This window comes from Mycobacterium sp. E3247 (genome assembly GCF_001667785.1).
Lineage (GTDB): Bacteria > Actinomycetota > Actinomycetes > Mycobacteriales > Mycobacteriaceae > Mycobacterium.
The window spans coordinates 12213-37349 of record NZ_LZJG01000188.1 but is presented as its reverse complement, the minus strand read 5'-3'; the positions used below and the strand labels follow the sequence as shown (position 1 = coordinate 37349).

The following is a 25137-nucleotide window of genomic DNA, read 5'->3' as shown; positions in this document are numbered from 1 at the left end:
GGACGTCGACCTTACGGTCGGTGGTGACGGCCTCCTCGGCGATCTTGACGGCCTGCTCGAGAACCTCGCGGCCCTGCTCTTCCTGCCACACCGCCACACCGGTCGACAGGGGCAGGGCCGGATACATCGGCACGGTGGCGTTCACCATGTGGACCACGGTCAGCGGGACGTGCCGCAGGGCCGCGTCCCGGGCCGCCCAACAGACGGCGGCGTTCGAGGCCGGCGATCCGTCGATTCCGACGACGATGCCATGCCGGTTTGCGAGTGCGGACATGATGTTTTCTCCCTCTCCTCGCCCAAAACGCTATGGCGCGAACCACCGTCGAGCATGAGGCTTTAGTCACCAACCGCATGGCCATGAGGCCCCCGCTGCGCCGACGGCCTTGACCGGCGCCCGCGCTGTGGCATCGTCACACACGTGACCGAATCGCCAGTCACTGTTGACAAGCGCTACCACGACGCGGTGATCCTGGGGCTCGATTGTGTGATCGCACAGGCGGCACCGGGCGTCGTCGAGGCCCGCGATTCGACCGCCGGATTCCTGCAGCGGCTGCGCGACATCGGCGTCGCCAGCGCCGTCTACTCGTCCACCAGCGACTGCGCGGCGCTGTTGCGCGCCGCGGGAATCGACGAACTCGTCGGTGTCGCCGTCGGCGCCGCCGACACCGCCGAGCAGGTCGACGCGGCGCTGACCATGACGGTCACGCGCCTGGGCGTGCACCCGGTGCGCTGCGTCCTCATCGACTGCGCCGAGGCGGGCGTGGCGGCCGGACGGGACGCCGGCTTCGGCCTGGTCATCGGCCTGGAACGCAACGGGGGCGGCGACGGATTGCTGTCGTGCGGGGCGGACACCGTCTCCGCCGATCTTGCGGAGATCGCGCTGCGACGCGGGGGCTCCCCCTTGTCGACCATCGCCGACGCGATGGGCGTCTACAGCCAGTTGAAAGAACTGGTGGCGAGCCGGCGGCCGGCCGTTTTCCTGCACTTCGACGGCACGCTGGCGGAGATCGCCGCCCACCCGGAGTCCGCCGCGCTGGTCGACGGCGCCCGCGATGCGCTGCGCGCGCTGGCCGCGCAATGCCCCGTCGGGGTGATCAGCGGCCGCGACCTGGGCGACCTTCGCGAACGCGTGCAGGTCGACGGGATCTGGTACGCGGGCAGTCACGGCTTCGAGCTCGTCGCACCCGACGGAACCCAGCACGAGAACGCCGCCGCCATCGGTGCCATGGGCGCGCTGGTGCGCGCGGCCGACCGCCTCGAGCAGCTCCTCGACGACGTCTCCGGAATCTACGTGGAGCGCAAGCGGTTTTCCGTCGCCGTCCACTATCGCAACGTCGCGCCCCGCGACGCCGACCGCGTGATCACGACGGCACGCAAACTCGGGCGATCCCAATGCCTGCGGATCACCACGGGCCGCAAGGTCATCGAGCTCCACCCCAGCCTGGACTGGGACAAGGGCAGAACACTGCAGTGGATCCTCGAGCAGGTCGAGGGTGCGAGCCGCGCCGCGATGCTGCCGATCTACATCGGCGACGACATCACCGACGAGGACGCCTTCGACGCGGTGCACTTCGACGGGGTGGGAATCGCGTTGCGGCACAACGAAGACGGGGACCGCACGTCGGCGGCGCTGTTCAGCCTGGCCGACCCGCCCGCGGTGTGCGACTTCGTCCGGCGGCTCGCCGACGATCTGCACGACGCGGCCGTCGCGCCCCACGATCCGTGGGAAATCGTCTACGAGGGCTACGACCCCGCCTACGAGCGGCTGCGCGAAACGCTGTGCACCGTCGGCAACGGCTACGTCGCCACCCGGGGCTGCGCACCGGAGGCGACGGCCGCCGAGTCGCATTACCCGGGGACCTATGCGGCCGGCGTCTACAACACGCTGACCGACCGGATCGCCGGCCGGACCGTCGAGAACGAGAGCCTGGTCAACCTGCCCAACTGGCTGTCGCTGACGTTTCGGATCAACGGCGGTCCGTGGTTTCACATCGACGACACCCAGGTGCTGTCCTACCGGCAGACGTTCGACCTGCGGCACGCGACGCTGACCCGTACGCTGCGATTCTGCGACGCCGCGGGGCAGATCACGAGAATGACCCAGGAGCGGTTCGCCTCGATGGACCAGCCGCACCTGGTCGCCATGCGAACCACCATCGTCGCCGAGAACTGGTCGGGCACCGTGGAATTCCGGTCGCTGCTGGACGGCGGCGTGCGCAACACCATGGTGGAGCGCTACCGCTCGCTGTCGAGCACCCACCTCACCTCACCGGTGATCGACGAATCCGCGGAGGACGCGGTGATACTGCGCACCGAGACGACGCAGTCGCGCATCGCCATCGCGGTGGCGGCGCGCAGCACCGTGTGGTGCGGCGACGCCCGCGCCGTGGCGCAGTACAAGATCGTGCGGGAAGCCGACCGCGGCGGCCACGACATCCAGGTGGCGCTGGCCACCGGGCAATCGGTCGTCTGCGAGAAGGTCGCGACCATCTTCACCGGCCGGGACAGCGCGATCTCGGAACCGGCCAGCACCGCCCAGCTGCACCTCGACGCCGCCGACCGGTACGACGAACTGCATCGCCAGCATGCCCGGGCCTGGGACCTGCTTTGGGAACAGTGCGCCATCGGCCTGACCGAGGGCCCCGACGCGCTGCGCATCCTGCGGCTGCACCTGGTGCACCTGCTGCAGACCATCTCGCCGCATACCGCCGAACTCGACACCGGCGTCCCCGCGCGCGGGTTGCACGGCGAGGCGTACCGCGGACACGTCTTCTGGGACTCGCTTTTCGTCTCGCCGGTGCTGTCCGTGCGCCTGCCCAACGTGGCGCGTTCGCTGCTGCTGTACCGGTATCGGCGCCTCCCCGAGGCCCGCCGCGCGGCGCGCAGGGCCGGCTACCTGGGCGCGATGTACCCGTGGCAATCGGGCAGCGACGGGCGTGAGGTGAGCCAGGAGCTGCACCTCAATCCGCAGTCCGGCCGGTGGAATCCGGATGCCAGCGCTCGCGCACACCACGTGGGCCTCGCCATCGCGTACAACACCTGGCAGCACTACCAGGTGACCGGCGACCGGCGATTCCTCGTCGACTACGGCGCGGAGATGCTGGTCGAGATCGCGCGATTCTGGGTCGGGCTGGCCGGTTTCGACGAGAGTCGCGGCCGCTACACAATCAACGGCATCATCGGCCCCGACGAGTTCCATTCCGGCTACCCCGGCAAGGAGTACGACGGCATCGACAACAACGCGTACACCAACGTCATGGCGGTCTGGACGATCCTGCGCGCGATGGACGCCCTGGACCTGCTTCCGCTGCGCGACCGCCTCGACCTGGTCGGCAAGATCGATCTCACCAGCGACGAGCTGAGCCGGTGGGACCACGTGACGCGGCGCATGTACGTCCCCTTCCACGACAACGTCATCAGCCAGTTCGAAGGCTATTCCCAATTGGCCGAGCTGGATTGGGAAGACTATCGGCGGCGCTACGGCAACATCCAGCGGCTCGACCGCATTCTGGAGGCCGAGAACGACAGCGTGAACAACTACAAAGCCTCCAAGCAGGCCGACGTGCTGATGCTGTTCTACCTGCTGTCGTCGGACGAATTGCTGGCCCTGTTCGGTCGGCTCGGCTATCGCGTTGCGCCCGAACGAATCCCGGAGACCGTGGACTACTACCTCGCGCGCACCTCGGACGGATCGACGCTCAGCGCGCTCGTCCATTCGTGGGTCCTCACCCGGGCCAACCGGCATCACGCCATGAAGTACTTCGTGCAGGTGCTCGCCTCCGACGTCGTCGACATCCAGGGCGGCACCACGTCGGAGGGGATACACCTGGCCGCGATGGCCGGCAGCATCGACCTGCTGCAACGCTGCTTCACCGGGCTGGAAACCCGCGACGACCGGCTGATCCTGAGCCCGCAGTGGCCGAAAGCGCTGGACCCCATCGAGTTCCCGTTCGTGTATCGCGGCCAGCGGCTGCACCTGCGGGTCAGCGGCCGGGCGGCCGACCTCACCTCCGAGGCCGGCAACAGCGCGTCGATCGCGGTCGAGTGCCGCGGCCGGGTGCATCACCTGCTGCCCGGGCACGCGGTCGAGGTCGCCTGACGCCCGGTGACCAAAGCCCGCGAACCGGGGTCGAACGGCCCTGCTGGACCGCGCCACCCGGCCCATAACGTGGGCGGTGACGGGCCTCGACGGCCCGACAGCACGTCACACAGGAGGACTCGATGAGCAATCCGCAGTCGTCGCAGCGGATCGTGGTGGGCATCGACGGCTCGGACGCCGCGATCAACGCGGCCAAATGGGCCGTCGCCGAGGCCGTCAGCCGCAACGTCCCGCTGCGCCTGATCCACGCCGTCCCCGAGCGGCGCGCGGACGCGGGCGACGACGACAGCCTGGACGTCCAGTATGCCCAGACGTCGTTGCGCGCGGCCGACGCGGCGCTTCAGGCCATGGGCCAGCCGGTCAAGATCGAGTGCGACGTCGTGCGGGGTTCCTCGGAGAGCGCGTTGATCGACGAATCCCGCGGCGCCGCAATGGTTTGCGTGGGGTCGGTGGGGACCGGCTGGGTGGCCCGCAAGGTCCTCGGCTCGACCGCGGACACCGTGGCGCAGAAGGCGCACTGCCCGGTGGCCGTCATCCGCAGCAGCCTCGACGCCACCCGGCCGGACGGCGGGTATGTCGCCGTGGCCGTCGCGGAGTCGGCCGCCAACGACGCGGTGCTCGAGCACGGCTTCCGCGAGGCGCGTCTTCGTGATGCACCCATCCTGGCGATGGGGGTCTGGCGGTGGGGCCTCGGCGAGATTCCTTACCCCCAGCTCAATCACCGGCTCGGCCCCTGGGTGGAGAAGCACCGCGAGGTGCACGTCCAGCCCGCCGCCGCGCGGCGCGGTGCCGCCGAATTCCTCACGCACACATCAGAACCCGTGCAACTGGCGGTGGTGGGCAGCGAGGACGCCGACAAGGTCGCCCGCATGGTCGGCCCGATCACCACGCACCCAAACGGCCACGCGGGGTGTTCGGTGCTGGTCGTGCGCGATTGAGCGGACCGGCTATCCGGCCGCCCACGCCTTGGCGCGGGCAAGCTCGTCGAGCCCGAACACCGTGATCTCGCCCGGGACCATCCACGCCAGCGCGTGCAGGACGGGCGCGACCCAGTCCTTGTCGGAGACCACCGCGATGCGCTTGAACGCCGAATGATGCGGCAGGACGGTGCCGAAGCCGAGCTTGAGATCCTCGAGGAATCCGCCGGGCCCGAATCCCTCGTAATCGGATTCGATCACCTCGACGATCCGCACCTCGCCGGTCTGCAGCACCCGGTCGATCTCGGGCTTGAAGTCGCGCAGCTCGTCACCGCGTAGCCGGCCCGACACGCGAATGCCGATCACCTTCTCCGGCATGTCTTCCAGAAGTTCGATCATCACCAGCCTCCGAACCATCGATTCTTTGCGTCAACGGACGACCAGCACCGGTACCCGGGCCGACTGTGCCACCGCGGAGCTCACCGAGCCGAGCAGCATCCCGGGGAATCCGCCCCGGCCACGGCTGCCGACCACCACCAGTTGAGCCTGTTCGGATTCCTTCAGCAGCCACTCGGATGGCTTGTCGCAGAACAGTTTCCGCTCGACATGCACATCGGGATAGCGTTCCTGCCAGCCGGCCAGGCGCTCGGCGAGGATCTCCTGCCCTTCCTTCTCGCGGTCGTGCCAGTCCATGCCGAGGATGGGGAACACCCCGACATCGCTCCATACGTGCAGCGCCACCAGTCCCACTCCCCTGCGCGACGCCTCGTCGAAGGCCAGGGCGGTCGCGGCTTCCGACGCCGGGGATCCGTCGATGCCCAGCAGCACGGGCGCGCCGGAGTCCGGGGCCGCGTCCTCGTCGGAGTGGATGACCGCCACCGGGCAGTGCGCGTAGTGCACCAGCCCCGTGGTCACCGAGCCGAGCAGCAGGCGTCCGAGGGCGCCGAGCCCCTGGCTCCCGGCGACCAGCATCCAGGCGTCCTCGGAGGCCTCGATCAGTGCGGGGACGATGGCCGAATACACGGTCTGGGTGCGTATCTCGGGTGGTTCGGCGCCCCCCAGGCTGGCGCCGAGCGCCTCACGGGCCCGGTCGATGACCTGTTGAGCGCTGTCCTGCTGCCACTCGGGCATGTCCGCATACAGCTGGCCCACCGGCCAGCCGACCACGACCGGCGGGACGGCGTGCATCAGCGTGATGGGCATACCGCGCATCACGGCCTCGCGGGTCCCCCAGGCGACGGCGGCGTCGGATGCGACCGACCCGTCGACACACACCAGCACCCCGTGCTTCTTGCCGTTTCCCGTCATCTTTGCTCCTCTATGCCGGCGCCTCGTCGAATTCCGGTAGCTCGATCTCGAGGTGGCGAACCGATCCGTAATCGATCGGGCGGCAGGGCCAGCCGAGATCGAAGAAAACCGTGAGCATGAGGTGATTCTCGCCGAGGACGTCCGCGATGAACCGTGCGATTCCGTGGGCTCGGGCGATGGGAGCCAGGTGCTTGAGCAGGGCGGTGCCCACGCCCACCGCGTGGTCCTCGTGCGCCACCACGATCGCGACCTCGGCGACCTTCGGGTCGTCGACGACGATGCAGTGGGCCACGCCGATCAGCCGGCCGGCGTCGAACGCGCCGAGGGCGTACACGCCGTCCGCGGGCTCGGTGAGGTTGGCGACGAGCTCGTGCAGCGGCAACAGCTGCAGCGTGAAGAAGCGAAAGTAGCGGTCGTGGTCGGAGAGGTGTTCATGCAGCGCCAGCACGGCGTCGGCGTCGGTGGCCGTCAGGGGGCGCAGCGACACCAGGCGCCCGTCGAGCAGCCGGGCCGTAGCCGCGACGTCCACCGGCCGATCAGTCACGTGCCCGAGGTTAATCCGGCGCGGCGCGGTTGGGCAGGGTCGTTAGGCCCCCGGGTCCTTCCCATTGGTCCCGTGGCGGGGCGGGACGATCGCTACCGGTCGATGAGGGGCGCGACCCAGTGGACCCGGGTGCCGCCCTCGGGAGGCCGGGTGATCTCGCACGCACCACCCAGTTGTTCGGCGCGGCGCTGCATGTTGGCCAGACCGCTGTGACGCGTGTTGCCGTTGGGGATGCCGGAGCCGTTGTCGATGATGTCGAGGACGAACATGTCGGCGACGCTGACCTCGACGGTCAGCCGCGACGCGCCCGAATGGCGCAGCGCGTTGCTGACGGCCTCCGCGGTCACCGCCTCGGCATGGTCGGCCAGCTCGCCGCCGACGGCGGTCATCGGCCCGTGCATGCGCAGGGTGGTCACGATGTCCCGGTCCTCGGTCAGGTCGGCGACCACCTGCTGGATGCGATGCCGGAAGTCGTTCTTCCCCGGTGGGGATTTGAGCTGGAAGATCGTCGTGCGGATTTCCTCGATGATGGTTTGGAGATCGTCGAGCGTGCGGTTGAGCCGCTCGGACACCTCCGGGGAGCGTGCGCGGGCGAGCGTTCCCTGCAAATCCATGCCCGCGGCGAAAAGCCGCTGGATGACGTGGTCGTGCAGGTCGTGCGCGATGCGTTCGCGCTCGGCCAGGATGGTCACCTGGCGCGCGTCGTCCCGGGCGGACGCGAGCACCAGCGCCATCGCGGCGTGCGTGGCGAAATCGCTGACCAGATCGAGGTAGCTCTCGTCGAAGGGCGGCTCGTGGCTGCCGCGGGCGATGGCGATGACGCCGACGACCTCGTCGTGGGCGCGCAGCGGCATGAGGATGGCCGGGCGCTGCCCGACGTCGGTGAACGCCTGGATCGGGTACCGCAAGCTCTCGGTGATCAGCGGTTCGCCGGAGCGGAAGACGGCGCCGCTGGTGGAACCGTCCACCGGGACCCGTTGGCCGACCACCTCGGCGGCGTGCAGCCCCACCGCCGCCGAGACCAACAGCGTGTCGACCTCGTCGTCGGGCAGGTCGGGATCTCCTGGCACCAGGACGATCGCCTGCTCGGCCTCGGTCAGCGCCCGGGCCCGTTCGGCGATCAACTGCAGAGGGCGCCTGTGCGGTTCGGCGTCCGACAGCAGCGCCGTGGTGATCTCGCGGCTGGCCTCCATCCACTTGGCCGCCGTCCGCTCGCGTTCGAACACCTGCGCGTTGTCGATCGCGACCGCGGCGGCGAACGCCAGCGCGCGGGCGGCCACCTCGTCGGAGTCGGAGAACACCCGTCCCGGCTCGACGTGGGTGAGATAGAGGTTGCCGAACACGGTGCTGCGGATGGTGATCGGCACCGCCAGGAAGGCGCGCATCGGGGGATGGTGCTCGGGGAAGCCGACAGCGGCCGGGTGGGTGGTCAGGTCGTCCATCCGCAACGCCGGCGTGTCCAGCAGCGACAGGCTCAGCAGACCCTTGCCCACCGGCAGGTGCCCGATCCGAGACGCGGTGTCGGCATCGATTCCCTCGTGGACGAAGGAGAGCAGGTTGCCCTCGGGGTCACGGATGGCCAGGGCGCCGTAGGGGGCGGACGTCAGCCTCCTGGCCGCGGAGATGATCCGGTGCAGGGTGGCGTCGAGGTCGAGGCCCGCGCCGATCTCGACGATGACCCGCAGCAGTTGCTCCATTTGGTCGCGGGCCGCCAGCAACTCGTCGAGTTGCTCGTGCATCCTGCTCACCAGCCCCCGCTGGCCGAGTCCGGCAAATGCCGAGCCGCTATCGTCGGTCGTCACCCGACAGACCTCCCGATGCCTCAGACGCGAACGTTGACTGAACTTGAGATCAGCCTAATCGCTAACTGTCAAGCACCCAAGCGAACAGCCGTTACCGCGGCGTTTCGCGGATGCCCGCTACTCGGGCGGCGTCGCCGGCGTCTGCGGATGACCGGAGTGTTGGTCGAGCTTGGACGCGAACACCGCCGCCTGGGTGCGGCGCTCCATGCCGAGCTTGGCCAGCAACCGCGACACGTAGTTCTTCACCGTCTTCTCGGCGAGGAACATCCGCGCGGCGATCTGCCTGTTGGTCAGGCCCTCGCTGAGCAGGCCCAGCAGCGTTCGCTCCTGTTCGGTGAGCCCGGACAGCGGGTCTTCGCGTTCGGCCGCACCCCGCAGCTTCGCCATCAGCGCGGCCGCCGCCCGGTTGTCCAGCAGGGATTTCCCGGCGCCGACCTCCTTGATGGCGTGGGCCAGCTCCATGCCCTTGATGTCCTTGACGACGTAGCCGCTGGCGCCGGCCAGGATGGCCTCGAGCATCGCCTCGTCGGAGGTGAACGACGTCAGCATCAGGCAACGCAGGTCGGGATGATCGGACACCAGGTCACGACACAGCTCGATGCCGTTCCCGTCCGGAAGCCGCACGTCAAGCACGGCCACGTCGGGCCGCAGCGCCGGTATCCGCGCCTTGGCCTCGGAGACCGAGCCCGCCTCGCCGACGATTTCCAGCTCGGGGTCGGAGGCCAGCAGGTCGGCGAGGCCGCGCCGGACGACTTCATGGTCATCGACCAGGAAAACCTTAACCATTACGAGCCCTTCCGCCGGTCATACGACCTCAATATCACATATCCATCATCCTCCGGGCTCACAAGTGTTGCCGGTTGACTACCAACAACGAACAGTTGGCGTCCTGCATCACCGAACTGCCGACCGGTCCGACGAGTTCGGCCACATGCGCGCGATTGTGGGCGCCGACGATCACCAAACCGACCGGCCCGCGCGGGCCGGACAGGTACTCCAGCAGGCCGACGCGTAGGGCGACCGACTCGACCCGCAGCTGCGGATGACGCCGCTTCCACCGGGCCAGCCGGCGATCCAGGTCGGCGAGCGCCCGGCGATCGGCCTCTCCGAGCCCCACACCGTGCTCCGTCGGGCCGGTCCGTCGCGAGATCACCGCCTCGAGGGTGGTGCCGCGCAGCAGGGCCTCGTCGATGGCGGCATCGAGCAGATGCGGGTCCGCCAAGGCGTCGATCTCGACGACGGCCTTGTCCCCGGGTTGCGGGCGGTGACCATCTCGGCCGCGGACGATCCCCACCGGGCAGCGCGCCGACACGGCCAGGGCCGCGGCCGTGGAGCCGACCCGGCCCGGCTGGAAGTGACGCAGTCCCACGGCACCCACGCAGACCATGGCCGCCGACGCCGACGAGCGGATCAGCGACCCGACCGCGGGCCCGGCGACGACCTCCGTCTCGATCCGCACCGGCTTGCCCGCCGCCCGGATCGCCGTCACCGCCTGCCGAACCGCAAGTTCCGCGTGCTCGGCACCGTCTTCGCGCTCGGCCGCGTGCAGCAGGCGCAGCGGAACCCCGCGGCTCACCGCCTCGTCGACCGCCCACAGGGCAGCGCGGATCGCCGCCTTGGAACCATCGATACCGGCGACGATCGACTGGGCCCTGGCTGACTCGGACATCGTCTTTTGGTGGCCTTTTGGCGGCGGACGTTCTTCTAGTGGCGGACCACAAGCACCGAGCAGTCGGGGTAGCCGACGATCGGATGGCAGTTCGGCGTGGCCAGGCCCACGATCTCGTCGGCATCGGCGCTGCCCACCACCGCCAGTTCGATTGCGCCACCGGGCATTTCGCTGTGCTTGGCGCCGGTTCCCGCGGCCACGGTCTGGACGTGGACGTCGGGGTAACGGCGGACCCAGCTGTTCAGGCGGCGGTCGATCTGGCGCACCGTGGCGTGCCTGCGCCGCCCTTCCTCCATGGCCTGGTGCACGACCTCGTCGTTGTCGGGGTCGTCGTTGAGCACCACGGCGATCACGCCGAGCTCCGTCGGCGATCCGTCGGGATTGGTGCGGATGACCGCTACCGGGCAGTGCGCGTGCGCAACCAGGCCCGCCGCGGTGGGGCCCAACAACCCGTCGGAGGCCCATCCCCGTCTGGCGGTGCCGACGCACACCAGCGCCGCGTCCTGCGATTGGCCCACCAGCACCTGCGCCGGGTCGCCCGAGAAGATCGCCGTCTCCACCTCGACCGGCTTCGGCGCCCGCTGCAGGGCCCACTCCGCTTGCGACAGCGCCATTTCCGCGCGCTCGAGGTCCCACTCGGAGGTGGACGCCACCCCGCCGGCCGCCTCCCGTCCGGTGATGACATAGACCAGGCGAAGGGGCAGCTGCCGGCTCACCGCCTCGTCGACCGCCCAGCGGGCGGCGTTCACCGCGGCTTGCGAGCCGTTGATGCCCACGACCACTGACTTCGCGTCCAGCTCCGTCATGTCGGCTCCTGACTGATTCTCATCGCTGAACGCCAGGGTATTGCGCCCCGTCGCCGTTGCGGAGGGGCCGTTAGGCCTCAGCCCGGATGCCGTTCGTCCCAACGTCACTGACGTCGCAGGCTTCGCCGACGAGGTCGAACAACCTGTCCACATCCGCACGCTCGCAGACGGCCGTGCCCGGCGTCATCAGCATCGCCGTGCCCGCAGCGATGCCGAACCGCACGCACTTCGTCAGCGGCCATCCGCGACTGAGCGCCACCGTGATTGCGGCAACCATCGCGTCGCCCGCGCCGACGCCGCTGCCGCATGCCATCGGGATCGCCGAAAACCGCTGGCTGGTATGGCGGGTGGCCAGCAGCGCACCGTAGGAACCCAGCGACACCACCACCACCTGCGCCCGGCCCCGGTCGATCAGCTCGTGGGCGGCGGCGAACTGCTCCGGCTCGGTGGCGAGCCGGCGGCCCACGCATTCGCGGAGTTCCCGCACGCTCGCCTTGAGCAGGAACACCCCCGAGGAGATGTGTTGCAGCCCCCCGCCGGACGTGTCCAGGATCAGTGGCACGCCCAGCTGTTGGCAGATATCGGCGACACCCTGGTAGTAGTCGGCCGGCACACCCGGCGGCAGGCTGCCGCTTGCCACGACGAATCCGGCCGATTCGGCCGCGATCCTCAGCAGGTCGAGGCACCGCTCCTGCTCGGCAACCGTCAACTCCGGGCCCGGCAGGACGAACCGGTACTGCTGGCCGGTGCTGGTCTCGTTGACGGTGAAGCTCTCCCGCGTCTGCGCGTCGATCGGAATTCGCCGGAACGGCACTTCCGCGTCGCCGAGCAGGGTCGTCAAAAGACCGCCGTGCGAGCCGCCCGCGGGAAACACCGCCAGCACCGAGGCGCCCAGGACCCGCGCGACCCGGGCGACGTTGATGCCCCCTCCGCCCGGGTCGTAGCGGGTCGCGGAACACCGCAATTTGTCGGTCGGCCGCACGACGCCGACGCTGGTGGTGATGTCGAGCGCCGGGTTCATGGTCAGCGTCACGATCTGTGTGCCGCCCGTACCCCGCTCGGCAGCGGTCTCCATTGCTCTCGATGCCCCTTACAGGCCGCTCGGATAGGTTTCCGGCGTTTCGCCGGCCACCCACACGCTGGTGACCTCGAGCGGTTCCAGCGCACGGGTCCTGTCGATGTGAATCATCGCGTCGAACTGGTCGGCCGGCCGGACGTGGAAGTAGTGGCTCTGCCGCTCGGTCTCGGGCCGGTAGATCACGCCGATGGCACGCCCCAACCGGACCGCGCTCAGCGGCTCTGCGGCGCCCGAGCCGACGTGCGGCGACACCAGGAACTCGCCGCGGCCCGTCTCGTGCAGGAGTTCTTCGATGCTGCCGTTGAGCGCCGGGCGGACGACCTTGCGTTCGGCGATACCACCCCAGTCGCTGGCGGCGGTGACCGTGCCCCAGTAGGTGCTGAAGCCGATCAGGCGCGATTCGTCGCCGTGCCGCTGCCGGACCAGCTGCCCCAGGGTGAGTTGACCGTCGGACCACACCTCGGTGGCGCGCGCATCCCCGACATGAGAGTTGTGCGCCCACACCACAATTCGCGCCGACGGGATATCCTGGTGGCGGTCCAGGTGCTTCAGCAGCGCCTCGAGCGTCTGCGCCATGTGCTTGTCCCGCAGGTTCCAGGAGGTGACCCGCCCGCTGAACATCGCCCGGTAGTACACCTCGGCGTTGTGCACCGTCTGGGCGTTCTGGTGGGCGTAGAACAGCTCGTCCTCGGCGAGCAGCCCGTCCCGGCGGGCATAGGCCAACGCGTTGCGCTGGATGTCGACCAGCTGATCGATCGCTTCCTTCTCACACGACGGTCCGGCGCCGAACGCCGCCGAGAACCCGTAGGCCTGGCCGTCGTCCGCCGACGCGTGGTCGAAGCACGCGTAGCGTTCCCGGGCCCGCGCCGCCGCCTTCGGGTCGATCTTGTCCAGGTAGCCGATCACCTCGTGCATCGACCGGTGCAGGCTGTACAGGTCCAGGCCGTAGAAACCGGCCTGGCGCTGACCGTTGTTCTGGTGCAACCGGTTCCGGGCGCGCAACCACTCGACGAAGTCCCGGACGACGGTGTTGCGCCACATCCAGGCGGGAAAGCGCTCGAACCCGCTCAGCGCGCCGTCGGCGCTGGTATCGTCGCCGATGCCGCGGACGTAGCGATTCACCCGGTACGCGTCGGGCCAGTCGGCCTCCGCCGCGACGGCGCAGAAGCCCTTCTCCTCGATCAGCCATTTGGTGATCTCCGCGCGGGCCTCGTAGAACTCGTGGGTGCCGTGCGAGCTTTCGCCGATCAGCACGATGCGCGCATCCCCGATCAGCTCCTCGAGCGTCTCGCGCGTCGGGACGCCCGCGGGCGCGTCGACGGCCGCGCGGCCGATCAGCTCGGCGGGCGTGCGCGCCGCGGCGCGTGTCGAGACCCCGGTGGTCGGGGTGGCCAGCAGCCGACGGACCTCGTCGTCGCTGACCTGGCGGAAATCCCAGAATGACTCCCCGACGGCGAGGAACGGGGTGGGCATGCTCGCGCACACGACATCGTCGACCAGTCCGGCGAATTCCCGGCACGTCGACTCCGGCGCCGCCGGGACGGCGACGACGATGTGCGCGGGCTCGGCTTCGCGCAGCGCCTGCACGGCCGCGGACATGCTCGCGCCGGTGGCCAGGCCGTCGTCGACGAGGATGACCGTCTTGCCGGCGACATCCACGGGCGGGCGGCCGTCGCGATACGCGGCCTCGCGCCGGATCAGTTCCCGGCCTTCGCGTTCGGCGACGGCGCGCAATTCCTGTGGGGTGATGCGCAGACCCCGTACGACGTCGTCGTTGACCACGACGCGGCCCCCGCTCGCCAATGCGCCCACGGCGAACTCCTCGTGGCCGGGAGCGCCGAGCTTGCGCACGACGAAGGCGTCCAGCGGCGCGTGCAGCGCCGCCGCCACCTCCCAGGCGACGGGTATGCCGCCCCGCGCCAGCCCCAGCACGATCACGTCAGGCCGATCGCGGTAGGCACCGAGGAGGTTCGCCAGCACCCGGCCGGCCTCGCCGCGGTCCCGGAACACGCGCCTCGGTGAGCGCCGGGTGGCGTCAGCTGCTCTGGTCATCACGCACCCCTTCTTGACCGTTGACCAGTCCATCCGACCAGCACCCGCGCAATCGGCGGTAGGGACCGAAGTCCCGGGCTGGCGGGTCGTTCGTCGGCTCAGCGTTTTCGGCGCAACTCGCCGATGTAGGCCATGACGCGGTTGAGGATGAGCCCGTAGGCGTCGCCGTCCTCGACCAGGCGGACCAATCCGCGGTGCCGCAGAAAGCCGTCGAGACGCTGGTCCAGACGCCAGTCGACGTAGGTGTCACCGGCATATTGCGAGTGCAAGAACTCGTACGCGAGCTCGTCGACGGCCGAATCGGTCAACGAGGGGCATCCGTCGGTGGTGGAAGGCATTCGGCTTCCTACGCCCCTCGGACCCGGTCCCTGATGGCGGCCTGTATCGCGGTCAGCCGGGACAGCGCCCGCTCGTCGGCCGCCCTCTGCTCCGCGGCCGTGACGACGATCGCGTCGGGTCCGGGGAACACGGTCGCCTCCTCGCCGGTGGCCAGCCACCGCACCCGGTACGGCGGTCCGCCGTCGGGTGAACCCACCGAGGTGATCAGTCCCCGCAGATCCGGGCGGCCGACCGTGCCGCTCTTGATGACGAGCCAGTCCCCCGTGTCGGCGTTCATTTGTCGTCTCCCTTCGAAAAGGCTGGGGTGCAACCGGACTCGTTCTATCGGCGCATCTGCAGGACGTCGCTGATCCGCCGCCGCGGTGTCGGTTCCGGAGCGCCCCGGCCCGGGAGTGCGGTGCCGACCCGGATCAACACCTGGGGTACCGCTTCGGCGTCGGGTATGAGTTCAGAAATCATGTCGCGGCTGGGTCGCAGCTCCGTCACGTGTGTCACGGTGCAGGTCGCGAACCCGGCCATGGTGCACTCCAGCAGGATCGCCGACAGCGCCTGACCGCACCGGAACGCGTCCGCGCGGGCGTCGCCCGGGGTGGACAGGACGAGCACCTCCGCCTGATCCGGCGGAACCCCGGAACCCGCCCGGGCGTGCTCGTCGAGGGCAAACTTCCGGTTCACGTCGACGGCGTGGGTCTGGTTCACCAGCGCTTCGGGGATGCCGTCGTCGTGCCGGCCCGGTGCGGTCCACCAACGCAATTCGTGCTGATAGACGTCGTCGTAGCGGCGCAACGCCTCGTTCAGGCGGGCGGCCTCCACCAGCCGCGGCCGCGCGTCGTCGGCCAGTACGTCGACGCGGGCCAGGGCGGGATCGAAGGCGCTGCGCAGCACCGGCTCGAAGGATGCCCAGCCCTTGGGGCGACCGAACGGGCGCCGGTCGGTCCTGCGACGCACGATCGCCGCGGCGCGGTCTCGCCGGGCGACCGCGACGTAGTCGGCGGAGGCGAAGTCGATCGACGCCAGATGGTCGAGGTTGTTGGGATTGGGAAACTCGTCGACCGCGGTGTCCCACCCCTCGGCGGCCATCGCGACCCGGAAGTGGTCGAGCACCGCGCCGCAGCTGATGATCGACTCGCGGCCGGAGCTGTCGGCCGACGACACCATGCGGTCCGGGTCGGCGAACAGGTCGACCGTCGGGCCGCCGGCAATCCATCGCCACGGCTGGCTGTTGTGCAGCGAAGGTGCCCGGCACGCAAGCTCCACCGCCCTGGTGAGCACTTTGCTGTCGACCATCGTTGGGGTCATTCGTCGTCGCCTCTCCTGTCTTACCTTGGACCCTCTGGCATTCGGGCAGCACGCGCCAGGGTCCTTGGTCCCCAGGGTCGGGTCATTGGGCCCGCTGGCCCGGCGCGACTGAGGACCACTGATGACCTTGGTCTCTATTGCGGCCTGGCCGCGCGGCAAACGATGAAGTCGACCCCGCTAACCGAGGACCTGTTATGGACGTCATCCACAAAACGGCCGCCGACTCTCATGTTCGGCCCAACCTGACCGACTACCAGCACGAGCGCGCCCGGTTCCACTGGTCCGATGTACCGGACCTCTGCGAGGGCATGGGGCCGGGCCTGTGCAACATCGCCTACGCCGCCCTCGACCGGCACGCCGACGGCCCGGCCGCGACGCGCACCGCCCTGCGGTTCGTCGCCGACCGGCCCTGGGACGGCGCGATCACCACCCAGGATCTCACCTACGCGGAACTCGGCCGGCTGTCCAGGCGGTTCTCCGGCGCGCTGCGCTCGCTGGGCATCAACAAAGGCGATCGCGTGTTCACGCTGATGGGGCGCAGCCCCGAGCTCTACATCGCGATGCTGGGCGCGCTGCGCATCGGAAGCGTCGTCTCGCCCTTGTTCTCGGCGTTCGGACCCGAGCCGATCGCCACCCGCGTCAACATCGGGCAGGCCGACGTTCTGGTGACCACCAGGGCGATCTATCAGCGCAAGGTCGCCAAGATCCGTGATCGGCTGCCGTCGGTGCGGCACATCTTCGTCGTCGACGACGGCCAGCGCGGCGGCGCCCCGCCCGGCACACTCGACTTCCGGCAGTGGCTGGACGCGGCCGACGAGAACGCACCGATCGAGCCCACCACCGCCGACGACCCGTCTCTGCTGCACTTCACCAGCGGAACCACGGGCACGCCCAAGGGCGCCATCCACGTGCACGGCGCCGTCGCGATGCACTACGTCACCGGCCTGTACGCGCTCGACCTTCATCCCGACGACACCTATTGGTGCACAGCCGATCCGGGCTGGGTGACGGGCACCTCGTACGGCATCATCAGCCCTCTGCTGCACGGGGTCACCTCCATCGTCGACGAAGCGGAATTCGACGCCGAACGCTGGTACCGCATCCTGCAGGACCAGGCGGTGTCGGTGTGGTACACGGCGCCGACCGCCATCCGGATGCTGATCAAGGCCGGACCGGAACTGCCCGCGCGATACCAATTTCCGCGGCTGCGCTTCATCGCCAGCGTGGGCGAACCGCTCAACCCGGAAGCGGTGTGGTGGGGAAAGCGGGTGCTGGGCTTGCCGATTCACGACAACTGGTGGCAGACCGAGACCGGCGGGATCATGATCGCCAACACGCCCGCGTTCGACATCAAGCCCGGTTCCATGGGCCGGCCGCTGCCCGGCGTGGACGCCTTCATCGTGCGGCGCGAGGACGACGGGCCCGTCGAGGTGATCGACGAACCCGGCGTCGAGGGCGAGCTCGCGCTCAGGCCCGGCTGGCCGTCGATGTTCCGCGGGTACCTGAACGCCGAGGAGCGCTACCGGAACTCGTTCTCCGACGGGCTGTATCTGAGCGGGGACCTGGCGAAAAAGGATGCCGACGGCTATTTCTGGTTCGTCGGGCGCAAAGACGACGTGATCAAGTCCGCGGGACATCTGATCGGTCCGTTCGAGGTGGAGAGCGCCCTGACCGACCACCCCGCGGTCGCCGAGGCCGCCGTCATCGGCATACCCGACCCGACGGTCGGCGAAATGGTGAAAGCCTTTGTCACGCTGAAGAACGGCGTGGTGGCCGACGAAGACCTGCGGCTGGAGCTGCTGGGCCACGCCCGCAAGCGGCTGGGGGCCACGGTGGCGCCCAAGGAGATCGAGTTCGTCGACTCGTTGCCGCACACGAGCAGCGGCAAGATCATGCGACGGCTGCTGAAGGCCCGCGAACTCGGGCTACCCGAGGGTGACACCTCCACCATCGAGCGACAACCCGTCCAGCACGCCGAAGGGGTGCCATCATGACCCGCGCCGGCGACGATGCAGAACGAAGTGATGAGGAGGAGCGGCCCCCGATGACCACCGTGAAGCTGGCCCACGAACTGCTGTCCGACATGATCCGCGTGCGGCGCATGGAGGAGAAGTGCGCGGAACTGTACAGCGCGGCCAAGATTCGCGGTTTCTTGCACCTCTACGTCGGCGAGGAGGCGGTGGCCGCCGGGTCGCTGCGCGCGCTGGCCGACGACGACGCGGTGGTCGCCACCTACCGCGAGCACGCACACGCGCTGCTGCGCGGCATCCCGATGCCCTCGATCATGGCCGAGATGTTCGGCAAGCAGGAGGGCTGCTCGCGCGGCCGGGGCGGTTCGATGCACCTGTTCGACGCGGCCAAACGCTTCTACGGCGGTAACGCGATCGTGGCCGGCGGCCTGCCGCTCGCGGTGGGCATCGCGCTGGCCGACGCCCAGTTGCAGCAGAAGCGGGTGACCGCCTGCTACTTCGGCGACGGCGCGGTGGCCGAGGGCGCCTTCCACGAGTCGTTGAACATGGCAGCGCTGTGGAACCTGCCGGTGCTGTTCTGTTGCGAGAACAACCTTTACGCGATGGGCACCGCGCTGGACCGGGCCCAGTCGCAGACCGATCTCACCGTCAAGGCGGCCGCCTACCGCGTTCCCACCCTGGCCGTCGACGGCATGGATGTCGAGGCCTGCCATGCGGCCGCACAGCAGGGCGTCGATCACGTCCGCGACACCGGCGGTCCGTTCTTCATCGAATTCCGCACCTACCGGTTCCGCGCGCATTCGATGTTCGACCCCGAACTGTATCGGGACAAGGCCGAGGTCGAGCGGTGGCGGCAGCGCGACCCGATCCAGGCGTTCACCGAGAAGTGCCTGGGCGACGGCACGCTGTCCGACGCCGACGTGCGGGAGATCGAGGACGCGGCCAGCACCGAGATCGAGGAGGCGGTGGCCTTCGCCGAGGCCGGAACGTGGGAGGACGTGGCCGATCTGGAACGCGACGTGCTGACGGAAGAGGCGGTGCGATGAAGACCAGCTACCGGACCGCCGTTCACGACGCGCTGCGCGACGCCCTGCGCGACGACGCGCGGGTGGTGCTGATGGGTGAGGACGTCGGCCGCTACGGGGGAACCTACGCCGCCTCCAAGGGCCTGCTGGAGGAATTCGGCCCCGACCGCGTGCGGGACACGCCGCTCTCGGAGTTGGGCTTCGTCGGCATCGGGATCGGCGCGGCGCTGAACGGGTTGCGACCGATCGTGGAAGTCATGACGGTGAACTTCAGCCTGTTGGCGCTGGATCAAATCGTCAACACCGCTGCGGCCCTTCGGCATATGTCCGGCGGGCAGTTCTCGGTGCCGATCGTCGTGCGGATGGCGACGGGCGCCGGGCGCCAGCTCGCCGCCCAGCACTCGCACAGCCTGGAGCCGTGGTACGCCCACATCCCCGGCATCAAGGTCCTCGCCCCGGCCACCGTCGAGGACGCGTACGGCATGCTCGGTCCGGCGCTGGCCGACCCGGACCCGGTGGTGATCTTCGAACACGTCCAGCTCTACAACACCTCGACGGACGTCGACGTTCTCACCCCCACGGACATCTCGCGGGCGGCGGTCCGCCGCAGCGGCGGAGACGTCACCCTGATCACCTACGGCGGCAGCCTGCCCAAGACGCTCGACGCCGCCAACGAGCTCTCGCTGGCCGGAATCGACTGCGAGGTCGTCGATCTGCGCGTGTTGCGTCCCCTCGACGACGCCACCATCTTCGAATCCGTCCGCAAGACCCACCGCGCGGTGGTCATCGACGAGGCGTGGCGCACCGGCAGCCTGGCCGCGGAGGTCACCGCGCGCGTGATGGAGGGCGCGTTCTACGACCTCGACGCGCCGGTGGCCCGGGTGTGCAGCACCGAGGTGCCGATGCCCTACGCCAAGCACCTCGAAGAGGCCGCCCTGCCCCAGGCCGCCAAGATCGTCGCCGCCGTGCAAGGCCTGTTCGGAGAACGGTCGTGATCGAATTCAAGATGCCCTCGCTCGGGTCCGACATGGACGAAGGCACCCTCAACGAGTGGCTGGTCAAGCCCGGGGACAAGGTGACCCGCGGCCAGGTCGTGGCGATCGTCGAGACCACCAAGGCCGCGGTCGAGGTCGAGTGCTGGCAGGAGGGCATCGTCGACGAGCTGGTCGTGCCGATCGGCGAAACCGTCCAGGTGGGAACGACATTGGCCACGCTGACCGCACCCGGCGAGCAGGCGGAGAAGCGGCCCCGGCCGCGCCCGCCGGCCAAGGCCGCCGCCACACCGGCGACCGCACCGCCCAAGCCGGCGCCGGCCCCCAGCGCTCCCCCGGCCGCGCCCGGGCGGCGCCGCTGGGTGTCGCCGGCCGCACGCCGGTTGGCGACGTCGCTGGGCGTCGACATCGAGGCGGTGAGCGGCACCGGACCGCAGGGCGCCGTCACCATCAACGACGTCGAGCACGCGGCGAGCAGATTAGTGGCCAAGCCGGCCAAGCCGGTCACCCAACCGGCGGGCAAGCCGACCGCGGCCGACCGCGCGACGCAGATGCGAAAGTCGATCGCCGCGGCGATGAGCCGGTCCAAGCGGGAGATCCCGCACTACTACCTTGCCGAAGAGATCATGCTGGAAAAGGCGCTGTCCTGGCTGACGGCGAGGAACGCGCAACGGTCCATCGACGAACGGGTGCTGCCGGCCGTCCTGCTCCTGAAAGCCGTCGGCGTCGCCGCGCAGCGGTTCGGCGAGTTCAACGGGTTCTGGCGCGAAGACGGGTTCGAGCCGGCCAACGGCGTCCATGTCGGCGTCGGCATCTCGCTGCGCGGCGGCGGCCTGGTCGCGCCCGCCATCCACGACGTGCCGGAGAAGAAGCTGGACGAATTGATGGACGACCTGACCGATCTGGTGGCGCGGGCGCGGGCCTTCTCGCTGCGGAGTTCGGAGATGTCGGACCCGACCATCACGGTCACCAACCTCGGCGACCAGGGCGTGGACGCCGTCTTCGGTGTCATCTACCCGCCGCAGGTGGCGATCGTCGGTTTCGGCCAGCCGGCCGAGCGGGTGTGTGTCATCGACGGCGGGATCCGGGTCGTCACCACGGTTCAGGCCACGCTGGCCGCCGACCACCGCGCCAGCGACGGACACCGGGGCGCGCTGTTCCTTTCCGCGATCAACGAGCTGCTCCAGCAGCCCGACCTCCTAGAAAAGTGATGTGCAATGACCAATGAAGACACTCGCGCCGTGGTGCTGTCGGTGCTGACCACCATCGCCCCCGAAGTCGACCCGGACGACATTCGCGACGACGTCCTGCTGCGCGACCAGGTCGACCTGGATTCCATGGACTGGCTGAGCTTCCTGCGCGGCATCCACAAGCGATTTCATGTCGACATCCCCGAATCCGACTACGCGACGCTGCGCACACTGGCCGACGTGGTCGGCTACGTGGAAAAGAAGGCGTCGGCGGTCTGACCGCGAAGCGCCACGCGCGCCGCGTATTTCGGCGCGTTCGACAGGGGTTGGCATGATGGCTGTTGTGCAGGGCAAGACACCGGACGTCGGCGTGCTCGAGCGGGCGGTGCTGCTCGCCTGCCGCGCCCCCTCCGTGCACAACAGCCAGCCCTGGCGCTGGGCGATCGAGGGCGGCGCCCTGCACCTCTTCGTCGACCGGCGCCGGGCGATAGCGGCCACCGACTCGACCGGCCGCGAGGTGATCCTGTCCTGCGGCGCCGTCCTGAACCACCTGTGCGTCGCCATGTCGGCCGCGGGCTGGGAGCCGAAAGTCGAGCGGTTTCCCGACCCGGATGACCCCGACCGACTGGCCTCGATCACGTTCAGCCGCTCAGAGCGCGTCACCGAAGCCCAGCTTCGCCTGGCCGAGGCCATCCTGCAGCGGCGCACCGACCGGCTTCCGTTGGGGCGCCCGACGTATTGGGACCTGTTCGAACCCACGCTGCGTGACAGCTTTGACGACACCGAGGTGGCCCTGGACGTCCTCGGCGAGGATGTGCGGCCGCTGCTGGTGGAGGCGTCGCAACTCACCGAGGAGATCCGCCGTGACGACTCCTCTTATCACGCCGAACTGGACTGGTGGACATCGTCTTTCGCGTTGGCCGACGGGATGCCGCCGAGCGCGCTGGCCTCCGACAAGGAGAGCTGGCGGGTCGATGTGGCCCGCAGCTTCCCGACCAGGAGCCACGCGGACCGGCGCGGCGAGGTCAAGGCGGATTGGGCCAGAATCCTTGTGCTGTCGACCCCGCAGGACACCAGGTCGGACGTGTTGCGATGCGGCGAAGTGTTATCGACGGTGCTGCTCGAATGCACGGTGGCCGGGATGGCGACGTGCCCGCTCACCCATCTGATCGAACTGGACGAGAGCCGGGACATCGTGCGCGAACTCATCGGAGGGCGCGGCGAGCCGCAGGTGCTGATCAGGGTGGGCATAGCGCCGCCGCTGGAACACCTCCCGGCGGCGACGCCGCGACGCCCGCTTTCTGATGTGCTGCAGATCCGCTAGACAACCTTGGTCCCCGTCCCGCGGGACTTTCGGCCGACGCACCCGGTGGGCCGGCGCAATACCATCGAGGATGTCGTGCTGTCGATGAAGGGGATGACCGATGCCACTGCTTGACGACGGGGTTTCCATCCTGCCGGTGAACGAATGTTGGGAACTCCTGGCGGGCGTGACGCTGGGCCGGCTGGTCACCAGCGTCGGCGGTCAACCCGAGATCTTCCCGGTCAATTACGTTGTCCAGCGCCATACTGTGCTGTTTCGCACCGCGGAGGGCACCAAGCTGGTCAGCACCGCGATCAACAACAAGGTGCTGTTCGAGGTTGACGACCACAACGTCGCCGAGGGATGGAGCGTGATCATCAAGGGCACCGCGCGCTCCCTTCGCACCAACGAGGAGATCGAGGAGGCCGAGCGCGCCCAGGTCATGCCCTGGACGCCCTCGGACAAGTCGCACTATGTGCGCATCATTCCCGAGATCGTCACGGGCCGCCGGTTCCGCTTCGGTGGGCCGGTGGACTGATCCCGCCGCTACCCGGGCCGCACGTGGCGTGGGCGCGGGACGAACTCCAGCGAGAGCAAGACCATCAACGCGGCCGGAATATGGTGCACGCACAGCACCACGTAGCGTCGCTGCGACAGGGCGTGGAACTTGCGGAGGTAGCGGTACAGCGACTCCAGGCGGATCAGCGGGTCCAGCAAGTGGATCAGCCACAGCGCGATCCGCTGTAGCGGTCCCGGTTGCACGGCTTCGAAGATCTCCGGGAACGCCGCGAACGCCAGCGAAAGACGCTGCCCTCCAGCATCTTTCGCGTGAGCGATCATGTCGACGCTGAGCCGCTCGTCGACACCGTTGGGGGCGTTCGGGCGGCGGAACGGCACGTCGAGGCTGACTTCCGATCCGTCACCGGCGGTCAGGTAGCGGTGAAACGCGACCACCCGCCCGCTGCGGTCGCGCGCCACGGCCAGGTCGACACCGGGGTAACGGCCCTGCAGCGCACCGTCGAGGTTCATGCAGAACCCGCGGTCGGTGCGTGCCGCGCGGTGAGCGGCGTACAGGACCTCGGTCAGCTCGGCCCGTATCGCACCGCTGAGCCCTTGTTCGTCGACGATCTCGGTCGTGACTCCGCAGTTGTGCGTGCGCTGCACCGCCTGGCGCAGATTGCGAAACCGGCGCCCCTTCAGGGTGAAGTGGCGGATATCGACGACGACGTCACGGCCGATCGGCACCGACAGCATCGGCTGCCCCACCGTGTCCCTGCGCCACAACCGAAGGTGGGGTTCGCCGGCCGCCAACACGATGATCTGCCAACCCCGGCTGCGGCACATCCGGACGAAATCGGCTGCGAGCTCGTCGAATTGCGTCGCGTCGCCGATCGGGTCGCCGCTGACCACCGCGAACCCGAGCCGTGTGCGGTAAGCGATCGCCGCGCTCCCGTCCGCGTTGAGATGATAGCTCTTGCTCGAATGCATGGCGAACGGCGCCAACGGGTCCCCCCGCGTGGCGTTGACCAGCCCCCACACCTGGCTCAGCAGCTCCGGCTGCGGCCGGGCCGTTGTCGGCAGCATCAGGGCGAGCCCGCTGCCCGCGATCAAGACATTGCCCAGCACCGGCCAGGACACGAAATGCGCCCCCAGGCCGGCGCCCACCATGGCGGCCGCATACGTCGCGTGCGCCGTGGTCACCGGCCGGCCGAGAAAGATACCGCGGGCGATCAGGGCGGCCGCGCCCAGCAGGGCCACCGACCAACCGAACCGGCCCGGGGCGACGCGCTCGTAGCCGAGACGTTCTTGTGCGACCAGCACCACCAGCCACGCCACGACGCACAGCAGCAGCAACACGCTGAGGCGACGCGCCGCCGGGACGTCGGCCCCCACCAGAACCCGTTCCCCGCCGGCTCGGCGGCTTCGGGGAATGATCTTCACGGTGCCCGCTAGCGCACCACGAGCACGGAGCATTCGGGGTGACGGAAGAGCGGGTGCCCCTGCGGCCCGACCAATTGCGCGAGCTGGCGCGCCTCATCGCCGCCGATGACGGCGAGCTGGACCCTCTCGTCGTTGGCGCTGAGGTAAGCGGCGACGCCCCGCCTGGTGGTGATCGGGTAGACCCGCACGTCGGGAAAGTGTTCCCGCCACTGCGCCACCCGGCGTTCGAACGCGTCGTCGCCGTGCTCGGTGAGCTCTTCGGGGCGGCCACCGAGCACCAGCATGGGAGCCCGGCGCAGTTTCGCCTCCGCCGCAGCATAGTTCATCACGGTGTCGTTGCCCGGCGCGTCCGACATCCGGACCACGATCCAATTGACCTCCGGGGGTGGCTGATCGGAGCCGGTCCGCACGACCGCGACCGGGCAATGCGCCTTCTCGGCCAGTTCCGTCGCCGTCGAACCCACGATAGAGCGCGCGTAACGGCCGATGCCGACGCACCCGACGCAGATCATGTCGGCCGCCGTGGACGCTTCCACCAGCACCGAACCGGAGGGGCCACGCGGCATGTCCGTTTCGACCGCGACCGGCTTGCCGGTGGCCTCGACCGCGAGCCTTGCTTGTAGGAGCGACTTCTCGGCATGCGCGACGTCGCGCTCGTAGTCGTCCGGGGACTCATGCGTCGGCTTGACAACGGAGACCAGACGCAGCGGCACGCCGCGGGTGAGCGCCTCGTCGACGCCCCACAGCGCGGCCGCGATCGCCGCCGACGAACCGTCGATTCCGACCAGGATGGATTTCATCGT

At 69.3% G+C, this 25137-nt stretch carries 24 protein-coding genes; 9 read left to right on the top strand and 15 right to left on the bottom strand.

Going from position 1 to position 25137, the window contains the following annotated elements:
- On the bottom strand, positions 1-274 hold a 274-nt coding region (locus A9X04_RS10120; protein ID WP_197509116.1), incomplete at its 3' end, for a universal stress protein.
- A gap of 189 nt (positions 275-463) precedes the next feature.
- Here A9X04_RS10120 and otsB point away from each other — a divergent pair.
- Positions 464-4099: a trehalose-phosphatase gene (otsB, locus tag A9X04_RS10115; RefSeq protein WP_369828940.1), complete on the top strand. Its 3636-nt coding sequence runs from the start codon at positions 464-466 to the stop codon at positions 4097-4099.
- Positions 4100-4221: 122 nt separating this feature from the next.
- A complete protein-coding gene (locus tag A9X04_RS10110) occupies positions 4222-5037 on the top strand; it encodes a universal stress protein (protein WP_067919904.1) in 816 nt (271 codons plus the stop codon).
- 9 nt (positions 5038-5046) lie between these two features.
- Here the strand turns inward: A9X04_RS10110 and A9X04_RS10105 are convergent, their stop codons facing one another.
- The 12 genes from A9X04_RS10105 to A9X04_RS10050 all read right to left on the bottom strand — a co-directional run bounded on the left by A9X04_RS10105 (position 5047) and on the right by A9X04_RS10050 (position 15913).
- Positions 5047-5415, bottom strand: coding sequence for an STAS/SEC14 domain-containing protein (locus A9X04_RS10105; protein WP_067919902.1), 369 nt, complete (start codon positions 5413-5415; stop codon positions 5047-5049).
- 30 nt (positions 5416-5445) lie between these two features.
- Positions 5446-6324, bottom strand: coding sequence for a universal stress protein (locus A9X04_RS10100; protein ID WP_067919900.1), 879 nt, complete (start codon positions 6322-6324; stop codon positions 5446-5448).
- Between the two features lie 10 nt (positions 6325-6334).
- On the bottom strand, positions 6335-6868 hold the full coding sequence (locus tag A9X04_RS10095) for a GNAT family N-acetyltransferase (protein WP_158243966.1): 534 nt from the start codon (positions 6866-6868) through the stop codon (positions 6335-6337).
- 92 nt (positions 6869-6960) lie between these two features.
- Complete coding sequence (locus A9X04_RS10090) at positions 6961-8607, bottom strand: GAF domain-containing sensor histidine kinase (protein WP_197509117.1); 1647 nt, start codon at positions 8605-8607, stop codon at positions 6961-6963.
- A gap of 180 nt (positions 8608-8787) precedes the next feature.
- The gene (locus A9X04_RS10085; RefSeq protein ID WP_067919894.1) at positions 8788-9456 is read right to left on the bottom strand and encodes a response regulator transcription factor; all 669 of its coding nucleotides are present in this window, start codon (positions 9454-9456) and stop codon (positions 8788-8790) included.
- Between the two features lie 58 nt (positions 9457-9514).
- A complete protein-coding gene (locus A9X04_RS10080) occupies positions 9515-10339 on the bottom strand; it encodes a universal stress protein (protein ID WP_067919892.1) in 825 nt (274 codons plus the stop codon).
- A gap of 35 nt (positions 10340-10374) precedes the next feature.
- Positions 10375-11145 carry a universal stress protein gene (locus tag A9X04_RS10075; RefSeq protein ID WP_067919890.1) on the bottom strand — a complete coding sequence of 257 codons (771 nt, stop codon included), beginning with the start codon at positions 11143-11145 and terminating at the stop codon, positions 10375-10377.
- Between the two features lie 70 nt (positions 11146-11215).
- Entirely contained in the window at positions 11216-12220 is a 1005-nt protein-coding gene (locus tag A9X04_RS10070; RefSeq protein ID WP_067919888.1) for a 1-phosphofructokinase family hexose kinase, read from the bottom strand.
- A 15-nt stretch (positions 12221-12235) separates the two neighbouring features.
- Positions 12236-14308 (bottom strand): erythromycin esterase family protein, encoded by a 2073-nt coding sequence (locus tag A9X04_RS10065; RefSeq protein WP_197509115.1) that lies wholly within the window; start codon positions 14306-14308, stop codon positions 12236-12238.
- A 65-nt stretch (positions 14309-14373) separates the two neighbouring features.
- A complete protein-coding gene (locus A9X04_RS10060) occupies positions 14374-14613 on the bottom strand; it encodes a hypothetical protein (RefSeq protein WP_067919884.1) in 240 nt (79 codons plus the stop codon).
- 8 nt (positions 14614-14621) lie between these two features.
- Positions 14622-14891: a DUF1918 domain-containing protein gene (locus A9X04_RS10055; protein ID WP_067919882.1), complete on the bottom strand. Its 270-nt coding sequence runs from the start codon at positions 14889-14891 to the stop codon at positions 14622-14624.
- A 44-nt stretch (positions 14892-14935) separates the two neighbouring features.
- Positions 14936-15913, bottom strand: coding sequence for an NAD(P)H nitroreductase (locus A9X04_RS10050; RefSeq protein WP_067919880.1), 978 nt, complete (start codon positions 15911-15913; stop codon positions 14936-14938).
- A gap of 194 nt (positions 15914-16107) precedes the next feature.
- On the opposite strand from A9X04_RS10050, the gene acsA reads away from it, so the two are divergent.
- The 7 genes from acsA to A9X04_RS10015 all read left to right on the top strand — a co-directional run bounded on the left by acsA (position 16108) and on the right by A9X04_RS10015 (position 22931).
- A complete protein-coding gene (acsA, locus tag A9X04_RS10045; RefSeq protein WP_067919878.1) occupies positions 16108-17907 on the top strand; it encodes an acetate--CoA ligase in 1800 nt (599 codons plus the stop codon).
- 50 nt (positions 17908-17957) lie between these two features.
- Entirely contained in the window at positions 17958-18929 is a 972-nt protein-coding gene (pdhA, locus tag A9X04_RS10040) for a pyruvate dehydrogenase (acetyl-transferring) E1 component subunit alpha (protein WP_067919876.1), read from the top strand.
- Positions 18926-19903: an alpha-ketoacid dehydrogenase subunit beta gene (locus tag A9X04_RS10035; protein WP_067919874.1), complete on the top strand. Its 978-nt coding sequence runs from the start codon at positions 18926-18928 to the stop codon at positions 19901-19903. Before pdhA ends, A9X04_RS10035 begins: the two co-directional genes overlap by 4 nt.
- Positions 19900-21111 (top strand): dihydrolipoamide acetyltransferase family protein, encoded by a 1212-nt coding sequence (locus tag A9X04_RS10030; RefSeq protein ID WP_067919872.1) that lies wholly within the window; start codon positions 19900-19902, stop codon positions 21109-21111. The genes A9X04_RS10035 and A9X04_RS10030 overlap by 4 nt, the downstream gene beginning before the upstream one ends.
- A gap of 6 nt (positions 21112-21117) precedes the next feature.
- Positions 21118-21369, top strand: coding sequence for an acyl carrier protein (locus A9X04_RS10025; protein WP_067919869.1), 252 nt, complete (start codon positions 21118-21120; stop codon positions 21367-21369).
- Between the two features lie 55 nt (positions 21370-21424).
- Entirely contained in the window at positions 21425-22414 is a 990-nt protein-coding gene (locus A9X04_RS10020; protein WP_067919910.1) for an NAD(P)H nitroreductase, read from the top strand.
- Between the two features lie 100 nt (positions 22415-22514).
- Positions 22515-22931, top strand: a complete 417-nt coding sequence (locus A9X04_RS10015; RefSeq protein WP_067919867.1) for a pyridoxamine 5'-phosphate oxidase family protein — start codon at positions 22515-22517, stop codon at positions 22929-22931.
- Positions 22932-22939: 8 nt separating this feature from the next.
- Here A9X04_RS10015 and A9X04_RS10010 read toward each other — a convergent pair whose 3' ends face one another.
- Positions 22940-24367 (bottom strand): bifunctional lysylphosphatidylglycerol flippase/synthetase MprF, encoded by a 1428-nt coding sequence (locus A9X04_RS10010; protein WP_067919865.1) that lies wholly within the window; start codon positions 24365-24367, stop codon positions 22940-22942.
- On the bottom strand, positions 24343-25134 hold the full coding sequence (locus A9X04_RS10005; RefSeq protein WP_067919863.1) for a universal stress protein: 792 nt from the start codon (positions 25132-25134) through the stop codon (positions 24343-24345). Before A9X04_RS10005 ends, A9X04_RS10010 begins: the two co-directional genes overlap by 25 nt.
- Positions 25135-25137: the final 3 nt, after the last annotated feature.